Consider the following 19,688-nt stretch of genomic DNA (forward strand, 5'->3'; position numbering starts at 1 on the left):
AACCGGCCCCGTGTCGTAGCGCCGCAGGCAAGAAAAAACCCGCGCTGCTGAGGGATAGGAGCAAGCGCGGGGCAAGTGTTCGGGGTGACAGGTTTACGCCGCTGCTGGCTGATCGGATCAATCTTGCAAACACTTTGCGCGGCACGACAGACCGGATCATCGGCATAGTACTTCCGTTTGCAAAGAACTGGAGCAACTTAGATGCAGGATTTGCTTGATGTTTTTTGGGTGGCCGCGTTTTTTTGTCTGCTCGCATTCGCCTTCATCGCGGCTTTTAGTTCAGCTGTCCCTGAAACGCACAGGTTGCGAGCAATTGGTTGTGTTGGGTGTTGTTGGCTATGCTGCTGCACCGGTTCTTTCGAAAAGACTAACGGAGCGGAACGGCTTGAGATTTATGGTTGAAACAGGTCGCAGTTGTTAACGTTGTTTGGATTCACGGTAACGTTGATAGCGGCAGGTAGAGCTGCTTATTCGCTGTACATGCAGCGACCGAAGACAACGCAGATAGATTAGTGTCGAACGATAAGGCGGACTGGAAAACACTAGGAAGGCGCAAAACGATGTCTAGGAGTATGCAACAGCGATGGATGGATTGCCTTGGTCGCAGTCAGCACCTTTCTTCAAGCTATCCCTACAGCGTTAGCGCTGCTTTAATAAGTTCATAATAAGGAGCAAAACATGATCGAGTTTAGCATTATTGCGTTGTCGGGACTTTGCCTTCTTTGTGCGGCTCGTCAACTTGGTCTCGCAGAAGGCAAATGTGAAGCCGCACGCCGCCTTCGCTATACTTTAGTTGTCTTGATACTCTGGCCACCCGCGGCCACCCTGGCCCAATCACAGGAAGAAATCAGCGTAGCGAAAGCGACACTGTCTAGCCTACAGGGTATTTCTTTCAACAATAACACAGAGTATTGCGGCTACCTTGCATATGACCCAGCCGGGAAACTTGTTGCTACTCCTGCTCAACGTGGCGACAACAAAAGCTGCGTTTGGGATCAAGCAGAAAATGGTTTGGTGCTTGTTTTATCTTACCACACGCACGGGAGGTTCGACCCGGAATATAGTTCGGAAGTTCCAAGCGTTGCAGACATTGAGGCCGATGAAGACGAGGGCATCGACGGCTTTGTGTCAACTCCGGGTGGACGTTTGTGGTACGTCGATACGGAGCGAATGGAAGTGAGACAAATCTGCGATATCGGGTGTTTGCCAAAAGACCCTGGTTTCGTTCCGGGTTTGGAAGGGGAAATCTCATCGGTTTACTCTTATGAAGATCTTCTCGAATACGAGAGTGACTAGTTGGGGCAAAGAGCCCACGAAACCGTTACCTTGCTATGTTACTGAAGACTACAAGTAAGAGGATCCGAGGAAGAGAGCGGTTGACACTCGCGTGAACGGTTCTTTTCCCCTCGGATTTTCCTGTGCTGATAACACTCAGTCTTCTTGCTCTTGCGAAGACTGAAGGCCAATCACCATCGTTGTGGAAACAGAAACTATGTTGGCGTCCCACCCATCCGAAGTGCTGTGTGCAAGGCGGGATGAGCCACTAGCTGCCTTTGCGACATTTTCTTCGATCCTCGCGCAGCAAGTCGCAGACGGCACAGTTCGGACGTTCAGTTCCGCTGGGTGAAAAGGGAAAGCGCCGACAAAGTGAAATTTCGCAGCGGCTGGGTCAATCTCAGCAATGGTAATCTTCACAAAGTCTTGCCGCACGGATAATGGGCCGACAAAACTTGTGCTCATTCATAGATCGCCGCGAGTTATCCTTGGCTCTGTCCGGGCTCTTTCTTCTATCCGTTCTTCACCAGTTGTGGACGTTCATCAGTTGTCATTGCCCAATAGATTGCCAGATCGAAAGATCATATCTGGTCGAGGAGCACGTCCGTGGATCTGTACAACGCTTTTTCTATGCCGTCCGAGGCCTCTAAAGCTTGGAGGTGTACGTCTTGCAGCTTGCAGTTGTCGAGGAAAATCGCGTTGTCCAGCGCTACCGCCAAACCAGCAGCTTGATAATCCACACCGAGCACTACGCTACTGGATTCCTTAAGTGATCCATTTTGAATCATTTTTCCTTCCAATTGGTTTTGAAAACCCAAGTGGTGGTAATGATGGCAGGGCAACCTAAAGACAGAACATGAATTGCTTCTGAAATCAGATGTTGGACTTGAGAGATTTGGTAGCGGAGGAGGGACTTGAACCCCCGACACGCGGATTATGATTCCGCTGCTCTAACCAACTGAGCTACTCCGCCTTGAGTGAGAGGCGATTTAAGCGAGGGGCCCGGGAGGGTCAAGAGGGAAATCAACCAACCTCAAGATTTCTTTCACGCCTGCTCTGATGGCTTGTCCTGCAAGGATGTCTGGGGGGATGTGGTCGCTTCGGTCATCCTGCGGATGAAGGCGGCACAGATTTCGGGCTCTGTGATCGGAATCATGTGGCCGAACCCGTCCAGCTCTTCGTAACTCAACCCGAATTCGGTCATTGTCGGCCCGTGCAGCGGCGGCGACAGTATCGCGTCTTGGCGGCCATACAAGATGCCCCCTGGGACGGTCAGATTCGGATAGCGCGCGACCTGCGCGTTGATACTGGCATCGACGCCGGCAACGTCCTGAGAGGCCGTGACAAAGGCGGAAGGCCGCAGGCCAAGCGCGCCACCTGCCCGGTCCAGAAAGTCATCAGGCGGGGTTTCCGGGTCAAACGCGGCACTTAACGTGTGCGGCGCGGTTTTGGACGCAAGGGGAACGGCAAGCGTGTTGCCGATCAGGCTGCGCATCCATTCGGAGCGGATCTCAAGCGGTTTGAAGATCGCCGGGGTTTCGGGCAGTTTATGCGTCAGCGGCGCCAGCAGCGCCATACCGGCGACCCGAGCCGGATGATTCAGTGCCATCGCCAGTGAAACCGCGCCCCCCAGTGAATGGCCGACCAGAACGGCGCGGTCCACGCCTTTTTTGTCCAGAAACTCGGCAATCATGCCAGCCTGGTGGGGCAATTGCGCCAGCTCGGCCGTATCGCGCGTTGAATACCCGCATCCCGGCCGGTCCAGCGCGATAACGTGGTAATCGTCGGCCAGAAGATCCACCAGCGCATAGGTAAAGTGCTGTAACTGCCCGGCCAAGCCGTGGATCATAACGATGGTCTGCGCCTCGGGGTTTCCCTTTTCCACATAGTGGATGCTGCCGCCGCGAACGGGTGTGATCTTACCTAGCTGCGGCACGGTTTCAAGACCGCGGCGGGTAATCTTCCGTGTCCACAGGTTCATGACAAACAGGAAGGCAACAAAAACGGCGATTACGATCAGAACGGTTGTCATTCAGTTTTCTCCATTGCCAAGGGCGGCGGGTCTGTATTGCTCCAACCCTGATTGTGCCATGCGTTTCTGAAACTCGGCAACGGTGCCTGGCCACAGGGTCGTGTTTCGGCCTCCCGCATCCATGTACCAGGATGTACAACCCCCGGCCTGCCAGACGCCGTCCGCGTGGCGGCTGTGCATTTCCCGCGTGAACGCCGCCTGTTTTGCGGCGTCAGGAGTGATTGCGGACAACCCTTCGCGCTGCATCTCGCTCAGGACCCGGCCGATGTGGCCAACCTGGGCCTCGATCATCAGCACGACCGAGTTGTGCCCCAGCCCGGTATGCGGCCCCAGAAGCAGGAAGAAATTGGGAAAACCCGAAACTGCGGTACCCAGATGCGCGCACATGCCATCCGACCAGGCAGAGCGCAGCGTCAGCCCGTCCGTACCGGTAATGTCCAGACGCTCGACCACGTCGGTTACGTGAAACCCGGTGCCCCAGATCAAAACATCCGCCTTGGTCCGGGTGCCATCCGCCGCGATGACCGTGTCACCTTCGATTCGAGCGACGCCCTTCGGAACAACGCTGACTTTGTCGCGGGCCAGGGTCGGGTACCAATCGTTCGAACTCAGGATACGTTTGCAGCCGATCCGGTAGTCGGGGGTCAGAATCCGCCGTTCGGCCGGATCGGTGATGGCGCGCTCCAATGCCTTTCTCCACATTTTCAAGGCAAAATTCACCGCGCGTTCCTCACCACGAAATACGCGGTGGCGAAATTCGAAGATCATGAATATCAGCTTGCGCCGAATGCGGGGTAAAATGGGAAACCGGGCGTAAAGGCTGCGCACCCAGGGCGCAATCGGACCGTCCGGGCGCGGCATCACGTAAGGCGCACTGCGCTGAAAGATCGTGACATGGCCTGCAATCTTGGCGATCTCGGGTACAAACTGAACGGCGGATGCGCCGGTTCCAACGACCGCCACGCGCTTGCCGGTCAGATCGACATCGTGGTTCCATTCGGCCGAGTGGAAACTGGGCCCCGAAAAACTGTCGGCACCGGGGATATCCGGAATGCTGGGATAATGAAGTGCGCCAATGGCCGAGACCAGAAACCGCGCCGACCAGTGCTGGCCATCCATCGTTTTCACTTGCCAGCGCGTTCCATCCCACCTGGCCGATTTCAGCTCCTGCCGGAAATGGCACAGGTCATACAACCCTTCCTGACGCGCGACATTTTGCAGATAAGCTTGGATTTCCGCGCCACCGGCATAGGCGCGGCTCCAATGCGGGTTGAGATGGGTCGCCATGGAATACAGATGCGACGGCACATCACAGGCGACACCGGGATAGGTATTTTCGCGCCATGTCCCCCCGATATCATCGGCCTTTTCCAGAATCGCGATATCCTTGATACCGCGCTTGCGTGCCTCAAGCGCCATCGTCAGCCCGGCAAACCCGGCCCCGACGATCAGCATCTCTGTTTTGTGGTGCATGAGTGAGTGCCTTCTGAAACAACCCTGCGTTTATCTGTTGCAGATGTATGCACTTGCCTGGCTGTGAAGTAGGTCACACAGATAACAATGACCCGGCGTCTTTTCGTTACGCAGGGACAAAATTATTTGGAATGACCCGTGTCGCTTATTGCAAGCACATATCGCAATCAGAGAGGTGGTTGCGCCGCGAATCCGCCAGTTTGTTTCAAAATTGGAGGATTGCCCCTTGACCACTCGCACTGCCACGCGTTCCGGCGGACGTTCTGCCCGCCGCGCCAAACGCACCGCTCCGAATTTTGACATGCTGCCGGGCCTGACCCGAGGCATCCCGTTGTGCGAGGTCATGGACGAAACCCAGGTTGAGCGCATCGACAATGCGGCGATGGACATTCTGGAAAATGTCGGCGTTCAGTTCCGTGACCCCATCGCGCTGGAAGACTGGAAAAAAGCCGGTGCCAAGGTTGACGGCGAACTAGTCTATCTGGACCGCAATATGGTGCGCGAGCTGATCTCGACCATTCCGGCGCAGTTCACCTATCACGCGCGCGATCCGAAAAAGAACCTGGCGCTGGGGGGCAAGCACGCGATCTTCGTGCCGATGACCGGCGCGCCGTTCTTGCGCGATCTGGACGATGTACGCCGCAACCCGACGCTGGATGATCTGGCGATGTTCCACAAGCTGTCGCACATGATGCCGGCGCTGCACAGCTCGGCCCATCACATTGTCGAGCCCTACGACCACCCGATCAGCCAGCGGCACCTGCGCATCACCTATTCGTCGATGAAATACTCGGACAAGACCTTCATGGGCATGACCACCTCGCCCAGGAATGCCGAGGATGTGATGGATATGTGCGATATCCTGTTCGGCGAAGGGTTCATTGACGATCATCCGGTCACCACCGGCAACTGCAACGGCAACAGCCCTCTGGTGTGGGACGAAACCATGCTGGGTGCGATGCGGGCCTTCTGCCGCCGCAATCAGCCGGTTCTGTGCTCGCCCTTCGTTCTGGGCGGTGCAAACACCCCGGCATCGGTGCCCGCGACCGTGGCGCAACTGACCGCCGAGGCGCTCTCGGCGCTGGCCTACACGCAGGTGATCCGCAAGGGCTGTCCTGCGATCTGGGGGCATTACCTGTCGACCGTTTCGATGAAATCCGGAGCACCCATGGCCGGCACGCCCGAGATCAGCCTGATGAACTTCATGATCGGCCAGATGGCGCGCTTTTACGATGTTCCGTGGCGCACCTCGAACACGCTGGGCGGGGCCAAGACCTTTGATGCACAGGCCGGGTACGAATCCGCAACGACACTCAGCGCGGTCATTCACGCCGGGGCCAATTATATCTGGCATTCGGCAGGATGGAACGAGGCGGGCATGCATTGTTCGGTCGCCAAGTTCATCGTCGACGCCGAACAATGCGCGATGGCTTACCGGATGACGGAAGGCCCAAAGTGGCACGATTTCGATCAGGCCCTGGCAGCGGTTCCCGATGTGGGGCCCGGCGGGCATTATCTGGGTCATCCGCACACGCAGGACAACTTTCAGACCGCGTTCTTCATGCCGGAGCTGTTCGACAACAACTCGATCGAACAATGGGTCGCCGAAGGCGAAGTTGAGATCACCGAACGCGCCCTGAAACATGCGCGGAAACTATTGGCCGAATATGAAGAACCAAAGCTGGACGAGGCCAAGAACGAGGCCCTTCTGGACTATATCGCGCGTCGCGAAAGGGAAATCCCGGCGGCGGACGAGTTGAACCAAACATACTGATCCACACTCCCCGTACTTGCCCACCCGTCATCCGGGTGGGCCCTTTTTTTCCGGTCAGGACACGTAAACCAAGATGAAGATCGCCGAACTGCATATCTACAGCCACGACCTGCCGGTCAAAAACGGGCCCTATACCATGGCCAACGCTCGGGTCTGGGCGCTGGACACCACGCTGGTCAAAATCGTGTCGGACAACGGTCTGATCGGCTGGGGCGAGACCTGCCCGGTTGGCCCGACCTATGCCGAGGCGCACGCCGCCGGGGCGCGCGCCGCTCTGGTCGAAATGGCCCCGGGCCTGATCGGAACAGAGGTCCTGCCTCTGGCCTTGCATCGCCGGATGGATGGGCTGTTGAACGGTCATGGTTATGCCAAGGCCGCCATCGACATTGCGGTGCACGACCTGCTTGGCAAACATTTGGGCGTTCCGGTTTCCGATTTACTGGGCGGAGCGGTTTCGGACAAGGTGCCGTCCTATTTTGCCACGGGCGTCGGTGCACCCGACGACATCGCGAAACTGGCTGCCGAGAAAATGGCCGAAGGCTACCCGCGTCTGCAAATCAAGGTCGGAGGCCGCCCGGTCGAGATCGACATCGAAACCATTCGAAAGGTTTGGGACGTGGTCAAAGGATCGGGTATGCGTCTGGCCGTTGACGGCAACCGGGGCTGGACCACACGAGACGCCCTGCGGGTCAGCCGCGAGTGCCCCGAAATCCCCTTCATCATGGAACAGCCCTGCAACACAATCGAAGATCTCAGGAAGATCCGGCCTCAGGTCACGCATGGCATCTATATGGATGAAAACAGCACCAGCCTGAACACCGTGATCTCGGCTGCGGGCACCGGTCTGGTCGACGGGTTCGGCATGAAGGTCACCCGCATCGGCGGCCTGCATCCGATGCGCGCCTTCCGCGACATCTGCGAGGCGCGCAACCTGCCCCATACCTGCGATGACAGCTGGGGCGGGGATATCATCGCCGCTGCATGCACCCATATCGGTGCAACCGTTCGGCCCGACCTGCTGGAAGGCGTCTGGCTGGCTGCGCCATATATCGAAGGCAACTACGATCCCGAAAACGGCATCCGGATCGAGGCCGGGCACATCGCGCTGCCAACCGGGCCGGGGCTGGGCGTGGTTCCTGATGAAAGCCTGCTCGGCACACCTGTCGCATCATTCTAAGAAATGGATGACGTTATGAATCTGAAAGGAAAATCGGCCCTGGTCACTGGCGCGGCTGGCGGCATCGGGGCGTCAATCGTTCAACGCCTGCGGAACGCCGGGGCGCGGGTCGCCGTCGCCGACCGGGCTGTCGATGCCATCGAGGCCGAGGCATATCTGCCCGGTGATCTGCTTGTTCCCGAATATGCAGACCAGCTGCCCGGCGCAGCCGCGTCCGCATTGGGCGGGCTTGACATCGTGATCAACAATGCGGGCGTCATCACGCGCGGGTCGGTCACGGATTCGACTGATGCGGATTGGTCTCTGTCATTGGGTGTCAATGTCGAAGCCCCGTTCCGCATTTGCCGTGCGGCAATTCCGATCATGGCGGACGCTGGCGGCGGTGCCATCGTCAACACCGCGTCCTGCTGGGGGCTGCGCCCCGGCCCCAATCATGCGGTCTATTGCATGACCAAGGCGGCCATCGCGTCCCTGACCCAGTGCATGGGCATGGATCACGCCCATCAGGGTATCCGCATCAACGCCGTTTGCCCGAACGAGGTGAATACCCCGATGCTGCGATCAGGCTTTGAAAAGCGCGGCTTTGACCCCGATACGGCCGTGGCCGAACTGGGCCAGACCGTGCCGCTGGGCCGGATCGCCGAGCCCGAGGATATCGCCGACGTCATCATGTTCCTTGTCTCGGACGCGTCGCGCTATGTTTGCGGCACGCTGGTTGAGGTGAACGGAGGAAAACCGGTATCATGAAGCGGCTCGATGGAAAGGTGGCACTGGTCACCGGCGGGCGCAGCGGCATCGGCAAGGCCATTGCCCGGCGTTTGCACGACGAAGGCGCACGGGTCTTTACCGCCCAACGTGGTGAGGACACCGAATTTCACGGCATCGCTGCGGATTTCACCCGTCCCGACAGCCCCGCGCAGGTGGTCGGCGAAGTGATCGCGAAAACCGGGCGTCTGGACGTGCTGGTCAACAACGCGGGCATGATGCAGGAAGCCTCGGTCGAGGGAATGAGCATTGAGGGCTGGCATCTCAACCTGACGGTGAACCTGACCGCCCCGTTCCTGATGATCAAAGCCGCGCTGCCGCATCTGCGTCAGACCAAGGGAAGCATCGTCAACACCGGATCCATCGAAGGCCTGGGCAGCAATCCGGGTCACGCCGCCTATTGCGCATCAAAGGCAGGGTTGCACGGCCTGACCCGCGCCGTTGCCGTGGATCACGGGGGCGAAGGTATCCGCTGCAACGCCGTCGCGCCCGGTTGGATCGATACGGAATTGAACGAAGATTTCATCGAATCGATGCCAGACCCGTCCGCATTCCGTCGCGACATTGCCAAGATCCACCCGGTGGCCCGAACGGGGCGGCCTGAAGAAGTTGCCGCGCTCGTCGCGTTTCTGGCGTCCGGGGATGCGGGTTTCATCACCGGGCAGGTCTATACGGTGGACGGTGGGCGCATGGCCAAGTTGAGCTTGCCCTGATGCCCACGCGTCATTCCTTGCCGGACCGCCATTCTTTCCAGATCAGATAGCTGTTCGCCCCAAGCGAGGCGAAAGGCTCGGGCGGCAATCGCGGAAGGTCCGGCTGCGCCAGAAAGTGATCCGCGATCTCTGATCCGCCTTGCAGCGCCAGCTCTGCGATGCCCATGCCTTGCAGTGTGCCACGGGCGATGCCCAGGCCATTCTGACAGCAGGCCGAGAACACGCCATCCTCCAATTCGCCGAACGCTGCGGATCCGTTGCGGCTGAGGCACAGCATCCCGGCCCAGCGATGCTCCATCCGGACATCCGACAGATGCGGAAAGCGTTCCCGGAACTTCCGGTCATGCACCCAGCCGGCATTGCGCAACCGCATCCGGCTGGTTTCGATCGTCGGGTGAAAACTGGATCCGGTGCGGATCAGAATGCGATCCCCGTAGCTGCCCGAAATACGCCGGACCGAGGTGCCCATCGGATCCGCCGGGGTGACCGACCAGCGCGGTTGCCCGCCCAGTGTCTTGATCTGTGCCTCGGTCAGCGAGGTCGTGATCGAGGCGTAGAGGCAGATATGCATCAATTGCCGTTGGTAAAATCCGAAGCTTTCCAGATGGCCATTGTTGGCCAGAACGATCCGCCCGGTGCTGACTTTGGCCTTGGCGGTGTTGACCACCCAGCCCGCGCCCTGCTTTTCAAAGCTGACGACTGGCGCGTTCTCGAATACGTTAACTTGGCCAGCCAGTTGACCCGACAACGCCCGTACATAGGCTGCGGGCTGGATCATCACCGTCCCCGGCGCAAACAGCCCCGAAACATAATGCGGGCTGCCCGTGATCTCTTGCATCTGCTTTTGGTCATACAGCGTGTACGGCTCACCCAGTTTGGTCAGATGCTCAGCGAAGGCGCGGTTATGGGCGTCTCCTGCCCGTGTGGCGGCAGCATTGTATTTTCCGCAAGGGTCGAACATTTCCTGCGGCAGGTCGCAATCGGCGGCGACCTCGGTCGCGAAAGCGATGGCCTTGCGGTTCAGGGCAATGGCGGCGCGATCCGCTTCCAGCCCATCGCCTGCGTAATTGTCCGAGGCCAGATCATGCGGCAGGTCGATCATGAACCCCGAATTCCGCCCCGCCGAACCATCGGCAAATCGGCCCGCTTCCAACAGGGCGATCTTCAGCGAAGGGTCCAGTTGGTGCAACCGCCGCGCCGCCGTCAGCCCGGCAAACCCTCCGCCGACGATGGTGATGTCGGCGGTCAGATCCTGTTCGAGCACCGGCAGAGGGTCCTGGGGCGGCAGGATGGCATTCCACCCTGCCGGACCGGTCTGCCGCGGTAGTCTTTTGGCCTCGTATCGTGTCAATCCACGGCCTCGTCGGCATCGTCTGCAAGATCGATCCAGATAGTTTTCAGCTGGGTGTACTGATCATGCGCATGGATCGAGTTGTCGCGCCCGCCAAAGCCCGATTGCTTGAACCCGCCAAACGGCGTGGTGATGTCGCCTTCGCCAAAGCTGTTTACGGTCACGGTGCCCGCCCGGATGGCCCGCGCGCCGCGAATGGCCCGTTTGGCGTTGGCGGTGAAGATCGAGGCACACAAGCCATAGTCGGTGTCATTGGCGATCTTGATGGCCTCGTCAAAGCCCGACACTTCGATCACCGACAGGACCGGGCCGAAGATCTCCTCACGCGCCAAAGTCGAGTCGTTGCCGGGCACTTCGACGACGGTGGCCTCGACAAAGCCTTTATCGGCCTTGCCGCCGATCACCACGTTCTCGGCCTGATCGAGATATCCGCAGACCTTGTCGTAATGCCCTTCGCTGACCAGCGCGCCCATGCGGGTTTCAGGATCCAGCGGGTCGCCGATGTTCCACTGTTTGGCGTGATGCGCGATACGGTCCAGCAGTTCGGCTTTCACGTCTTTGTGCACGATCAGGCGCGACGAGGCCGAGCAGTTCTCGCCCATGTTCCAGAACGCACCGTTCACCACATGCGCCGCCACCCGGTCGAGGTTTTCGGCGTCGTCCATGACGATGGCAGGGTTCTTGCCGCCCATCTCAAGCACCACGTCCTTGGCGTTGCTTTCCGCCGAATAGGTCAGGAACCGCTTGCCCGTCACCGTCGAGCCGGTGAAGGACACCATGTCGATATCCATGTGCCGCCCGATGGGTTCGCCCACGTCGGCACCGCCACCCGGTACGATGTTCAGCACGCCGCGGGGAAGGCCAGCCTCCATCGCCAGTTCGGCCATACGCAGCGCGGTCAGTGTGGTTTCAGCCGCGGGTTTCACAACCACTGAACATCCCGCCGCCAAGGCAGGCCCGATCTTCCACGCCAGCATCAGCAGGGGAAAGTTCCACGGCAGCACCAGCCCCACGACGCCGATCGGTTCACGCAGGACCATGGCGATATGGTCGTCGCTGGCAGGCGAGACCTGATCGTAGATCTTGTCGATCGCCTCGGCATGCCATTTCAGGCAGTGGATGGTTTCCGGCACGTCCACGGTTTCGCAGTCATAGATGGTCTTGCCACTGTCGAGGCTTTCCATCACAGCCAGTTCGCGGGCATTGCGGGTAATCAGCTTGGCCAGCCGAATCAGCACGTCCTTGCGCTCGGACGGGTGCAGTTTCGACCAGCGGCCATCGTCGAAGGCCTCACGCGCCTTTTCGACCGCAAAATCCACATCCGCTGCGCCGCAGGATGCGATATCGGCAAGCTTGTCGCCGGTGGCCGGATTCACGCTTGCAAACGTCTCACCTAAGATCGCCGGGCGGAATGCTCCGTCGATGAACGCCCCGGTCGGCAGGGTGAGGCCTGCGGCGATGGATGTGTATTCGTCCTGTGTCAGCAGATCCATGTCTCTTACCCTTCAGCCACGATGTCGGCGATTGTCTTTTTCAGCACGCGCGTGACCTGTTCCAGCGCGCGTTTGTCGTCCTTGTTCAGGCCCTTCAACGGAGGCCGCATGGCGCCGGCATCAATCCCGTTCATGGTGACGCCGTGCTTGATGGTCTGGATGAATTTGCCCCCCTGTTCCAGCACCCGCATCAGCGGCATCATCGCGGACATGATCCGGCGGCCTTTGGTGAAATTCCCTTCGACCACGCAGGCCTGATACAGAGCCACGTGTTCGGCAGGCAGGAAGTTGGACCCGCCGCACACCCAGAACGGCGCACCCCAGGCAAAGAATTCGAGCGCCTGATCGTCCATTCCGCAACCAAGCTGGATATGCGGATAGTCGCGGGCCAGCAAGTGCACCCGGTTGATATCGCCCGAGCTTTCCTTGATGCCGCAGAAGTTGCGGCTGCGGCCCACACGGTCAAGGAACTCTTCGCCCATCATCGTACCGGTGCGGTGCGGGTAGTTGTACAGCATAACAGGCAGATCAGCGGCCTTGTCGATGGCCAGCGCATTCAGCGCGTTTTCCCGATCAGTCGGCACCGAATACGGCGGGCTGGCCAGCAGGATCGCATCGGCGCCGATTTCGCGCGCGCCGGCGGCAAGGGCAATCGAAACCGGCGTCAGCATCGCGCCTGTGCCAACCACCAATGGCAACCGGCCCTTCAACTGCTCATGCGTGAACCGGGCCAGTTCGACACGTTCGTGGACGGTCTGGGCATAGTTCTCGCCGGTCGAACCACCCGAGATCAGGCCATGCACGCCATTCTCGATCAGGTATTCGATCACGTCGGACAAGGCGTCCCAATTCACGCTGCCATCGTCGTGATAAGGCGTGACCACAGGGGTATAGATCCCCTCAAACTTGAAAATCGGGTTCATTCCGTCCTCATGCAGGTTTCGAAAGGGGCGGGATTCCCATTGGGACATCCAGCGCGTCAGGCATCACGAACATCTCGATCTGATCGCGTGACAGGTTCCAGTGATCTTCCGCCAGCCTGGCCGCCGTCGCCTCATCGCGCGCCTCGATGGCTGCGATGATCGCATCATGCTGTTGGCTGGCCAGCGACAGGTTTTCCGACATTTCACCGGTCTGTGGCCGATAGAACGTCATGCCGATCCGAGCGTGATCGATCAGCAACCGGTTGAACGACGGCAGCAGGTAGACATTGCCGGACATTTCGCCGGTCACGTCATGAAAGCGGTTGTTGGCCAAGGCTCGGTCCTCGCCGGACCCGGACCGAAGGGCCGCCTTGAACGCCTGCTGGGCCTCTTTCAAATCATTGATCTGGGCGTTCGACGCATTCAAAGCCGCCAAACGCAGGATCGCTCCGTATACCATCGGCGCGGCAAGGAAGAAGTCGCGCAGGGTGGTATAGGACATCTCGGAAACCCGGGCGCTGCGGTTTGTCCGCAGATCCAGATAGCCTTCGCCAGCCAACTGTCGAAACACCTCGCGCAGCGGCGTGCGCGACAAGCCGAATTCCTCTGACAAATGCGCCTCGTCCAGATCCGCGCCCGGGCGCAGGCGCAGCGTTAGGATGGACACTCTCAGGTGCTCTCTCAGCGCGCTTTTACGAGACTTGGCTTCGTCTTTCATGCTTTGGCCTCATCCTTCTGTTCGGCGAACGCGGTCGAATCGCGTGCGGTCACGGTTTTGTATTCCATAAAAATACAACTTGTATACAATAAAAATTCGTGCAGCATAGGTGCCTGCGAAATCGACTCATGTTCCGGACTTTGTCCCAGCTTGCAAACGGTACTGCTCATGCCTCAGACGCGGCACATCACTTTCATCCTTGTCGAGGAGTTCTCGCACCTTGCGTTTTCATGCGCGGTCGAACCCTTGCGGATCGCCAATCTTGTGAGCGGCGAAGAACTGTACCGCTGGTCCTTTGTGTCCGAACATGGCGAGCAGGCCGTGTGCTCGAACGGATCCATCACGCTGGTGCATTCCGGCCTTCAGGGTCTGGCAAAATGTGATCAGCTGTTTGTTCTGTCGGGCATTCACATGCGTGACCACGTCACCCGCCCCCTACTTGCAACCCTACGCCGCGAACGCGCGCGCGGCACAAAAATCGGCGCCCTGTGCTCGGGGGCATGGGTGCTGGCCGAGGCTGGCTTTCTCGACGGAATGCAGGCAGCGATCCACTGGGAATATCACGACGCGTTCATGGAAGCCTTTCCCGAGGTCAACCTGGTACGCAGCGTGTTCGTGGCCGATGAAAAGCACATTACCGCATCCGGCGGGACCGCAACAGCGGATCTGATGCTGCATCTGATCGAACGCGATCACGGTGAAGAACTCGCCATCGATGTGGCGGATCAGATGGTCTACAACGCGGTACGCAATGCCACGGCCAAACAACGGGTTTCCCTGCAATCGCGCAACGGAATGCGCAATGCGCACCTCGCCAAGGCGATCACCATCATGCAGGACAGTATCGAAACCCCGGTTTCCCCCTCGTTCATTGCAGAAGAGCTTGGCATTTCAACTCGACAGCTTGAGCGGCTGTTTGGAAAATACCTCAACACGTCGCCCAAGAAATACTTCATGGAAATGCGGCTGGAGCGCGCCCAGAAACTGTTGCTTCAGACCGAAGCATCCGTCACCGAGGTTGCCGTGGCCTGCGGCTTTGAAAACCCGGGCCATTTTTCGCGCGTCTACCGGTCAAGCTTTGGCGTAACCCCGCACGCGCAACGCAATAAGATCGACTGACAGTATCGGGTAGTGGACTTGCCGAAATCGATACGGCAGGGGATGCCGCGCTTTGTCGGCCCATGAAGGGCCTGAACGGGCATCCCCCTAACCCTGCCGAGATACCCCCTCATTAAAACCGGACTAGTCAACAGATCGGCAGGATGATGTACCAATAGATTTGGATATTGGCATAAGTTTTGCGAGAACTTGTCATACATGCGATTCTTGTGCCCTTATTCGTTAATCTTTGCCTCAATTGGAGACTTTTGATTCAGCGAAGTCCGGCAACCTGAAAGGCCATATCCACTTGTGAAAAAATAATTTTTGGGTTTCGCTCATTGCTGCATTCAAGGACCGCATTGAGGAGCAGTTTTTCCGCCTTGAATCCAGCGTGTTCGTTTTCTGCGCAGCCCCAGGCATGGGCAAGGCAATCTTGGCTCAACTGCTTCGGTTGCGCGCTTCAAAACGCCAAACGGGCGTACAAGCACCATCTCTAGCGGAATTGCGTCAAATCGAGACTGGGCGCGGCGCGCGTGATTTCATGGGCGCTGGTCGCCGCGCCTAATCCGACGCGAACGTTCAGCTTCTCTGTCCCGCTGAACCGCTGGAAATACGCAAATTCCATCGTGGTTAGCGCATCCATATCCTGACATTGAACAACGTAGTCAGCCTGGAATTCCGAATGTTCGCCCGTTGCGAATGACGTGCCCCCATCGCCCGCGTTATCCTGCTGCCCCGAAATATCATGCGTCAGGATCACGTTTGCAGATGCGGTAAAGCACACGGCGTCGGGCGGGACGACAAACAGATCCAGTGGTTTGGACAGTTCGGAAATCGCGATGGCGACACGCGTACGCTCGTCATCACTTGCCACCGGGGTCTCGAACCCAATGATGTCAATGCTTGGAACCCTGAGCGACAGCGTAAATTCCGTGCCCGTAAACACGATTTCCAATTGACCGGACCCATGTTGATGGGTGGGCGTGATCTGCGTCGCCTGAGCGGCAAGAGCTGCCGGAAAAAGAGACAACGCCAGAACAGAGCACTTCATTAACCAAAAACCGCCTTTAACAGAATCACAAGAGTGATTTTACCGCGAATCACCTGCTACGCAACGTTAACCCTCGGATCGGAGCTCGCCAGATTTGGGGAGGAGCGTGGGATTCAACCATCATTGTCTATATCCGACAATAAAACTCAGGTTGACATTGCCGACTAAATCACTCAGTTATTTCTTCGCGAAACCCGCGGTACATCCCCGCGCGATCCGACAGTTCTGACAGGAAAGCACCGAACTCCTATGACCAAGTTATTCACCACTGCCAGCGCCCTGACATTTTGCATGGCGACCGCCGCAATCTCGGGTGATGCCCCCACCAAGGCAGATGTACTGAACACCTATGCCGATATTGCGGAAGCCAAATTTGAGGACAGCCTGATTTCAGCCAGGAAATTGCAGGATGCGGTCAACGCATTGATCGCCGATCCCTCGGACGCAACGTTGAACGCGGCGCGCGCGGCCTGGGTTGCTGCGCGTGTCCCCTATCAGCAGACGGAAGTCTATCGCTTCGGCAATGCCATCGTTGATGACTGGGAAGGCAAGGTGAACGCCTGGCCCTTGGACGAAGGTCTGATCGACTATGTCGACGCGGCCTATGGCGGTGCGACGGACGAAAACGAATTTGCCGTGCTGAACGTCATCGCCAACCCCAGCTTCCAACTGTCGGGCGAGACCATTGATGCCAGCGAAATCACCCCCGAACTGCTGAGCGACACCTTGCACGAAGCCGACGGTATCGAGGCGAATGTGGCAACCGGCTATCACGCCATCGAGTTCCTTCTGTGGGGTCAGGACATGAACGGCCATGGCGCCGGTGCCGGCAACCGCCCAGCGACCGATTATGCGCAGGGCGAGGACTGTACCGGCGGCCATTGCGACCGTCGCGCGCAATACCTGAGCGCTGCGACCGAACTGCTGGTCAGCGATCTGGCCTGGATGGCGGATCAGTGGAAAGACGGCGGAGCGGCGCGCGCAGCCCTGATGGAAAACGAAGCAGCAGGCATCAGCACGATCCTGACCGGCATGGGCTCTCTCTCGTATGGCGAGCAAGCCGGAGAACGGATGCGCCTTGGCCTGATGCTGAACGATCCCGAAGAAGAACATGACTGCTTTTCTGACAACACCCACAACAGCCATTACTATGACGGGTTGGGCATCCAGAACGTCTATCTGGGCAGCTATACCCGCATAGATGGCACCCCGGTTTCGGGCGCATCTCTGGCCGATCTGGTCATCGCCACGGATCCAGCACTGGATACCGAGATGAAAGCGAAACTGGCCGCCACCATGCAGGCCCTGGGCAAGATCAAGACAACGGCCGAGGCGGGATTTGCCTATGACCAGATGCTTGAGCGCGGCAACGAAGGCGGTGAGGCCCTGATCATGGGCGGCGTCAACGGCCTGATCGATCAGACCAAAACGATCGAGCGCATCGTAACCGCACTGGAGCTGGACGGGGTTGCGTTTGAAGGGTCAGACAGCCTGGATAACCCGGACGCCGTCTTCCACTAATCTTCAAGCGGGCCGGAGAGGGTTTCTTTCCGGCCCCTGCAAACCTTACTGATCGTCTGTAAAGGCGGCGAAACGAGCCAAGACCAATGATTGTCTGCCACTGCACCAACATATCCGATCACGACATCCGTGCCGCCATCGACTGGATGCGCACGGCGGATCCGCGGACCATCATCACCCCCGGCAAAATCTACCATGCCCTTGGCAAGTCGGCGGATTGTGGCGGGTGCATGCCACTGTTCCTAGACACAATGCGGGCCAGCGGTAATCTGGAAGTCCCCATGCAACTCCGCACTTTGCGTGCCGGAGCAACACAGGAGAAGGCTGATGAAGGGCGATCCGAAGGTCATCGAATATCTGAACAAGTCTCTGCGGCATGAGCTGACGGCCGTCAGTCAATACTGGCTGCATTACCGCCTGCAAGAAGACTGGGGTCTTGGCCATATGGCCAAGAAAAGCCGCGAGGAAAGCATCGAAGAGATGGGCCACGCGGACAAGCTGATCGAACGGATCATCTTTTTGGAAGGTCACCCCAACCTTCAGAAACTGGACCCGTTGCGGATCGGTCAGACGCCGAAGGAAACGCTGGAATGCGACCTGGCGGCCGAGATCGACGCCAGGGCACTTTACAAGGAAGCGCGCGAATATTGTCGGGAGGCCGGCGACTTTGTCTCCATGTCGCTGTTCGAAGAGTTGATGTCCGATGAAGAGAGTCACATCGACTTCCTCGAAACGCAGCTCGACCTGTATGAAAGGATCGGCGAAGCCAATTATGCGCAACTCAACGCATCGAAAATGGACGAAGGCGAATAGCCTTCTTGCCTTGTCGGTGGTCGCCCTGGCGGCCACCCCCTCCCTGTCAGCCGAGCTGCGGGACCTGCATCTGAAATTCACCCCCCGCACCGACGAGGAACGCGCCCGTATTGCGGCCGTGACCGCGCCCCCGCAGGATTTCGGCGTGTCGCAGCCGTTCGAAGAACTCTCTGCCGGAGCGGCGACTGTCCGGGTCCGCAACGACGCGGATGCGTTTTCGCAACCCTCGGGCAATCTGAGCTTCGAGCAGGAGCTGGATTTCAAGGTCGGCAACGGGTTGTTCAAGAAAATCTGGGTATCGTCACCATCATCCACATTGGCCTCTGACGGGTTGGGGCCGCTGTACAACGCGCGATCCTGCCAGCGTTGCCATATCAAGGATGGGCGGGGGCACACACCCAACGGCCCTGATGACAACGCGATCTCGATGTTCCTTCGGGTCTCGATCCCCGGTGCGCCGGAAGACGGGTCTGCCGGAATCGAAGACTACATCGCCACCCGGCCCGAACCCAACTATGGCGGGCAGATGCAGGATTTCGCGCTTGCGGGACATCCGGCGGAATATCGGCTAGATATCTCTTACGAAGAAGTCCCCGTTGAACTTTCTGACGGCGAGGCCGCGTCGCTGCGCCGCCCGGCTTACAGGGCCGTTGACCTGGGCTATGGCCCGCTGCACCCGGATGCAATGCTGAGCCCGCGGGTCGCACCGCAGATGATCGGGCTTGGCCTGCTGGAGGCGATCCCGGTCGAAGACCTGCTGGCCCGGGCTGATCCCGACGACGTGGATGGGGATGGCATCTCGGGCCGTCCGAACATCGTCTGGTCTGTTGAATACGGCGCCCCGATGATGGGCCGGTTCGGGCACAAGGCAGGCATGCCAACGGTCATGGAGCAATCCGCCGCGGCCTTTGCCGGGGATATCGGTATTTCAAGCCCGCTTTACCCGGCACCTCAGGGGGACTGCACGGATTTGCAGGTGAACTGCGTCGAGGCCCCGCATGGCGACACCGATACCCGCGCGTTCGAGATCGATCAGCAGGGCATGGACCTGGTGGATTTCTACAGCCGCAATCTGGGCGTGCCCGGCCGCCGTGATGTCGACGACCCCGAGGTGTTGCGCGGCAAAGAGGTGTTTCACACGATCGGCTGCGCATCCTGTCATACTCCGGCCCATGTCACCCACCGGCTGGAAGATCGGCCCGAGCACAGCTTTCAGCTGATCTGGCCCTATACCGACCTGCTGCTGCATGACATGGGCGAAGGTCTGGCGGATCACCGCCCCGAGGCCCGCGCGACGGGGCGCGAATGGCGGACGCCACCTTTGTGGGGCATAGGTCTGACCGAACGCGTCTCGGGCCACACGCAGTTTCTGCATGACGGGCGGGCGCGCAATCTGCTCGAGGCGATCCTGTGGCACGGCGGCGAAGCCCAGACCGCGCGCGATGCGGTTGTGTCGATGCCGAAAACTGACCGCCACGCCCTGATCCGTTTTCTGGAGAGCCTCTGAC

At 59.0% G+C, this 19,688-nt stretch carries 20 protein-coding genes and 1 tRNA gene; 10 read left to right on the top strand and 11 right to left on the bottom strand.

Annotated elements, in window-relative coordinates; all coding sequences use genetic code 11:
• The first annotated feature begins 678 nt into the window (after window positions 1-678).
• The gene (locus GOW60_RS08080) at window positions 679-1,296 is read left to right on the top strand and encodes a DUF4329 domain-containing protein (protein ID WP_171228907.1); all 618 of its coding nucleotides are present in this window, start codon (window positions 679-681) and stop codon (window positions 1,294-1,296) included.
• Window positions 1,297-1,856: 560 nt separating this feature from the next.
• Here the strand turns inward: GOW60_RS08080 and GOW60_RS08085 are convergent.
• The 4 genes from GOW60_RS08085 to GOW60_RS08100 all read right to left on the bottom strand — a co-directional run bounded on the left by GOW60_RS08085 (window position 1,857) and on the right by GOW60_RS08100 (window position 4,780).
• Complete coding sequence (locus GOW60_RS08085) at window positions 1,857-2,075, bottom strand: hypothetical protein (protein ID WP_171228908.1); 219 nt, start codon at window positions 2,073-2,075, stop codon at window positions 1,857-1,859.
• Between the two features lie 96 nt (window positions 2,076-2,171).
• Window positions 2,172-2,248: transfer RNA gene (locus GOW60_RS08090), tRNA-Met, on the bottom strand.
• A gap of 72 nt (window positions 2,249-2,320) precedes the next feature.
• Window positions 2,321-3,307, bottom strand: coding sequence for an alpha/beta fold hydrolase (locus GOW60_RS08095; RefSeq protein ID WP_171228909.1), 987 nt, complete (start codon window positions 3,305-3,307; stop codon window positions 2,321-2,323).
• Window positions 3,308-4,780 carry an NAD(P)/FAD-dependent oxidoreductase gene (locus tag GOW60_RS08100; RefSeq protein WP_171228910.1) on the bottom strand — a complete coding sequence of 491 codons (1,473 nt, stop codon included), beginning with the start codon at window positions 4,778-4,780 and terminating at the stop codon, window positions 3,308-3,310.
• Window positions 4,781-5,006: 226 nt separating this feature from the next.
• On the opposite strand from GOW60_RS08100, the gene GOW60_RS08105 reads away from it, so the two are divergent.
• The 4 genes from GOW60_RS08105 (at window position 5,007) to GOW60_RS08120 (ending at window position 9,209) form a co-directional block, all read left to right on the top strand.
• Complete coding sequence (locus GOW60_RS08105; RefSeq protein WP_171228911.1) at window positions 5,007-6,554, top strand: trimethylamine methyltransferase family protein; 1,548 nt, start codon at window positions 5,007-5,009, stop codon at window positions 6,552-6,554.
• 73 nt (window positions 6,555-6,627) lie between these two features.
• Window positions 6,628-7,731 (top strand): mandelate racemase/muconate lactonizing enzyme family protein, encoded by a 1,104-nt coding sequence (locus GOW60_RS08110; protein ID WP_171228912.1) that lies wholly within the window; start codon window positions 6,628-6,630, stop codon window positions 7,729-7,731.
• Between the two features lie 15 nt (window positions 7,732-7,746).
• Window positions 7,747-8,478 (top strand): SDR family NAD(P)-dependent oxidoreductase, encoded by a 732-nt coding sequence (locus tag GOW60_RS08115; RefSeq protein ID WP_171229205.1) that lies wholly within the window; start codon window positions 7,747-7,749, stop codon window positions 8,476-8,478.
• Window positions 8,475-9,209: an SDR family NAD(P)-dependent oxidoreductase gene (locus tag GOW60_RS08120; RefSeq protein WP_171228913.1), complete on the top strand. Its 735-nt coding sequence runs from the start codon at window positions 8,475-8,477 to the stop codon at window positions 9,207-9,209. The genes GOW60_RS08115 and GOW60_RS08120 overlap by 4 nt, the downstream gene beginning before the upstream one ends.
• A 10-nt stretch (window positions 9,210-9,219) precedes the next feature.
• On the opposite strand, the gene GOW60_RS08125 is transcribed toward GOW60_RS08120, so the two are convergent.
• From GOW60_RS08125 to GOW60_RS08145, 5 genes are read right to left on the bottom strand one after another with little or no spacing between them, the layout of a single operon-like run.
• A complete protein-coding gene (locus GOW60_RS08125) occupies window positions 9,220-10,560 on the bottom strand; it encodes an FAD-binding oxidoreductase (RefSeq protein ID WP_171228914.1) in 1,341 nt (446 codons plus the stop codon).
• Window positions 10,557-12,053 carry an aldehyde dehydrogenase gene (locus tag GOW60_RS08130; protein ID WP_171228915.1) on the bottom strand — a complete coding sequence of 499 codons (1,497 nt, stop codon included), beginning with the start codon at window positions 12,051-12,053 and terminating at the stop codon, window positions 10,557-10,559. Before GOW60_RS08130 ends, GOW60_RS08125 begins: the two co-directional genes overlap by 4 nt.
• Window positions 12,054-12,058: 5 nt before the next feature.
• Window positions 12,059-12,976, bottom strand: a complete 918-nt coding sequence (locus GOW60_RS08135; RefSeq protein ID WP_171228916.1) for a dihydrodipicolinate synthase family protein — start codon at window positions 12,974-12,976, stop codon at window positions 12,059-12,061.
• 7 nt (window positions 12,977-12,983) lie between these two features.
• Window positions 12,984-13,694, bottom strand: a complete 711-nt coding sequence (locus GOW60_RS08140; protein WP_171118563.1) for a GntR family transcriptional regulator — start codon at window positions 13,692-13,694, stop codon at window positions 12,984-12,986.
• Entirely contained in the window at window positions 13,691-13,864 is a 174-nt protein-coding gene (locus GOW60_RS08145; protein WP_171168785.1) for a hypothetical protein, read from the bottom strand. The genes GOW60_RS08140 and GOW60_RS08145 overlap by 4 nt, the downstream gene beginning before the upstream one ends.
• Here GOW60_RS08145 and GOW60_RS08150 point away from each other — a divergent pair.
• Window positions 13,863-14,813, top strand: coding sequence for a GlxA family transcriptional regulator (locus tag GOW60_RS08150; RefSeq protein WP_171206193.1), 951 nt, complete (start codon window positions 13,863-13,865; stop codon window positions 14,811-14,813). The two genes, GOW60_RS08145 and GOW60_RS08150, sit on opposite strands and share 2 nt — an antisense overlap.
• A 253-nt stretch (window positions 14,814-15,066) precedes the next feature.
• Here the strand turns inward: GOW60_RS08150 and GOW60_RS08155 are convergent, their stop codons facing one another.
• Both GOW60_RS08155 and GOW60_RS08160 read right to left on the bottom strand, forming a co-directional pair.
• A complete protein-coding gene (locus GOW60_RS08155; RefSeq protein WP_171228917.1) occupies window positions 15,067-15,237 on the bottom strand; it encodes a hypothetical protein in 171 nt (56 codons plus the stop codon).
• Between the two features lie 51 nt (window positions 15,238-15,288).
• Window positions 15,289-15,846: a DUF2796 domain-containing protein gene (locus tag GOW60_RS08160; protein WP_171228918.1), complete on the bottom strand. Its 558-nt coding sequence runs from the start codon at window positions 15,844-15,846 to the stop codon at window positions 15,289-15,291.
• A gap of 249 nt (window positions 15,847-16,095) precedes the next feature.
• Between GOW60_RS08160 and GOW60_RS08165 the strand changes: the two genes are divergently transcribed.
• The 4 genes from GOW60_RS08165 to GOW60_RS08180 all read left to right on the top strand — a co-directional run bounded on the left by GOW60_RS08165 (window position 16,096) and on the right by GOW60_RS08180 (window position 19,687).
• Window positions 16,096-17,367 (top strand): imelysin family protein, encoded by a 1,272-nt coding sequence (locus GOW60_RS08165; RefSeq protein ID WP_171228919.1) that lies wholly within the window; start codon window positions 16,096-16,098, stop codon window positions 17,365-17,367.
• A gap of 86 nt (window positions 17,368-17,453) precedes the next feature.
• The gene (locus GOW60_RS08170; RefSeq protein WP_171228920.1) at window positions 17,454-17,747 is read left to right on the top strand and encodes a bacterioferritin-associated ferredoxin; all 294 of its coding nucleotides are present in this window, start codon (window positions 17,454-17,456) and stop codon (window positions 17,745-17,747) included.
• Window positions 17,695-18,180: a bacterioferritin gene (gene bfr / locus GOW60_RS08175; protein WP_171228921.1), complete on the top strand. Its 486-nt coding sequence runs from the start codon at window positions 17,695-17,697 to the stop codon at window positions 18,178-18,180. The genes GOW60_RS08170 and bfr overlap by 53 nt, the downstream gene beginning before the upstream one ends.
• A gap of 16 nt (window positions 18,181-18,196) precedes the next feature.
• Complete coding sequence (locus tag GOW60_RS08180) at window positions 18,197-19,687, top strand: di-heme oxidoredictase family protein (protein WP_371813345.1); 1,491 nt, start codon at window positions 18,197-18,199, stop codon at window positions 19,685-19,687.
• Window position 19,688: the final 1 nt, after the last annotated feature.

It is taken from the genome of Ruegeria sp. HKCCA4008 (genome assembly GCF_013033125.1).
GTDB lineage: Bacteria > Pseudomonadota > Alphaproteobacteria > Rhodobacterales > Rhodobacteraceae > Ruegeria.

Bases quoted from the DNA above. Each gene is read 5' to 3' on its own strand.
- GOW60_RS08080 (WP_171228907.1), top strand. From the start codon at position 679: ATGATCGAGTTTAGCATTATTGCGTTGTCGGGACTTTGCCTTCTTTGT.
- GOW60_RS08095 (WP_171228909.1), bottom strand. From the start codon at position 3,307: ATGACAACCGTTCTGATCGTAATCGCCGTTTTTGTTGCCTTCCTGTTT.
- GOW60_RS08100 (WP_171228910.1), bottom strand. From the start codon at position 4,780: ATGCACCACAAAACAGAGATGCTGATCGTCGGGGCCGGGTTTGCCGGG.
- GOW60_RS08110 (WP_171228912.1), top strand. From the start codon at position 6,628: ATGAAGATCGCCGAACTGCATATCTACAGCCACGACCTGCCGGTCAAA.
- GOW60_RS08115 (WP_171229205.1), top strand. From the start codon at position 7,747: ATGAATCTGAAAGGAAAATCGGCCCTGGTCACTGGCGCGGCTGGCGGC.
- GOW60_RS08120 (WP_171228913.1), top strand. From the start codon at position 8,475: ATGAAGCGGCTCGATGGAAAGGTGGCACTGGTCACCGGCGGGCGCAGC.
- GOW60_RS08130 (WP_171228915.1), bottom strand. From the start codon at position 12,053: ATGGATCTGCTGACACAGGACGAATACACATCCATCGCCGCAGGCCTC.
- GOW60_RS08135 (WP_171228916.1), bottom strand. From the start codon at position 12,976: ATGAACCCGATTTTCAAGTTTGAGGGGATCTATACCCCTGTGGTCACG.
- GOW60_RS08140 (WP_171118563.1), bottom strand. From the start codon at position 13,694: ATGAAAGACGAAGCCAAGTCTCGTAAAAGCGCGCTGAGAGAGCACCTG.
- GOW60_RS08150 (WP_171206193.1), top strand. From the start codon at position 13,863: ATGCCTCAGACGCGGCACATCACTTTCATCCTTGTCGAGGAGTTCTCG.
- GOW60_RS08145 (WP_171168785.1), bottom strand. From the start codon at position 13,864: ATGAGCAGTACCGTTTGCAAGCTGGGACAAAGTCCGGAACATGAGTCG.
- GOW60_RS08160 (WP_171228918.1), bottom strand. From the start codon at position 15,846: ATGAAGTGCTCTGTTCTGGCGTTGTCTCTTTTTCCGGCAGCTCTTGCC.
- GOW60_RS08165 (WP_171228919.1), top strand. From the start codon at position 16,096: ATGACCAAGTTATTCACCACTGCCAGCGCCCTGACATTTTGCATGGCG.
- GOW60_RS08170 (WP_171228920.1), top strand. From the start codon at position 17,454: ATGATTGTCTGCCACTGCACCAACATATCCGATCACGACATCCGTGCC.
- bfr (WP_171228921.1), top strand. From the start codon at position 17,695: ATGAAGGGCGATCCGAAGGTCATCGAATATCTGAACAAGTCTCTGCGG.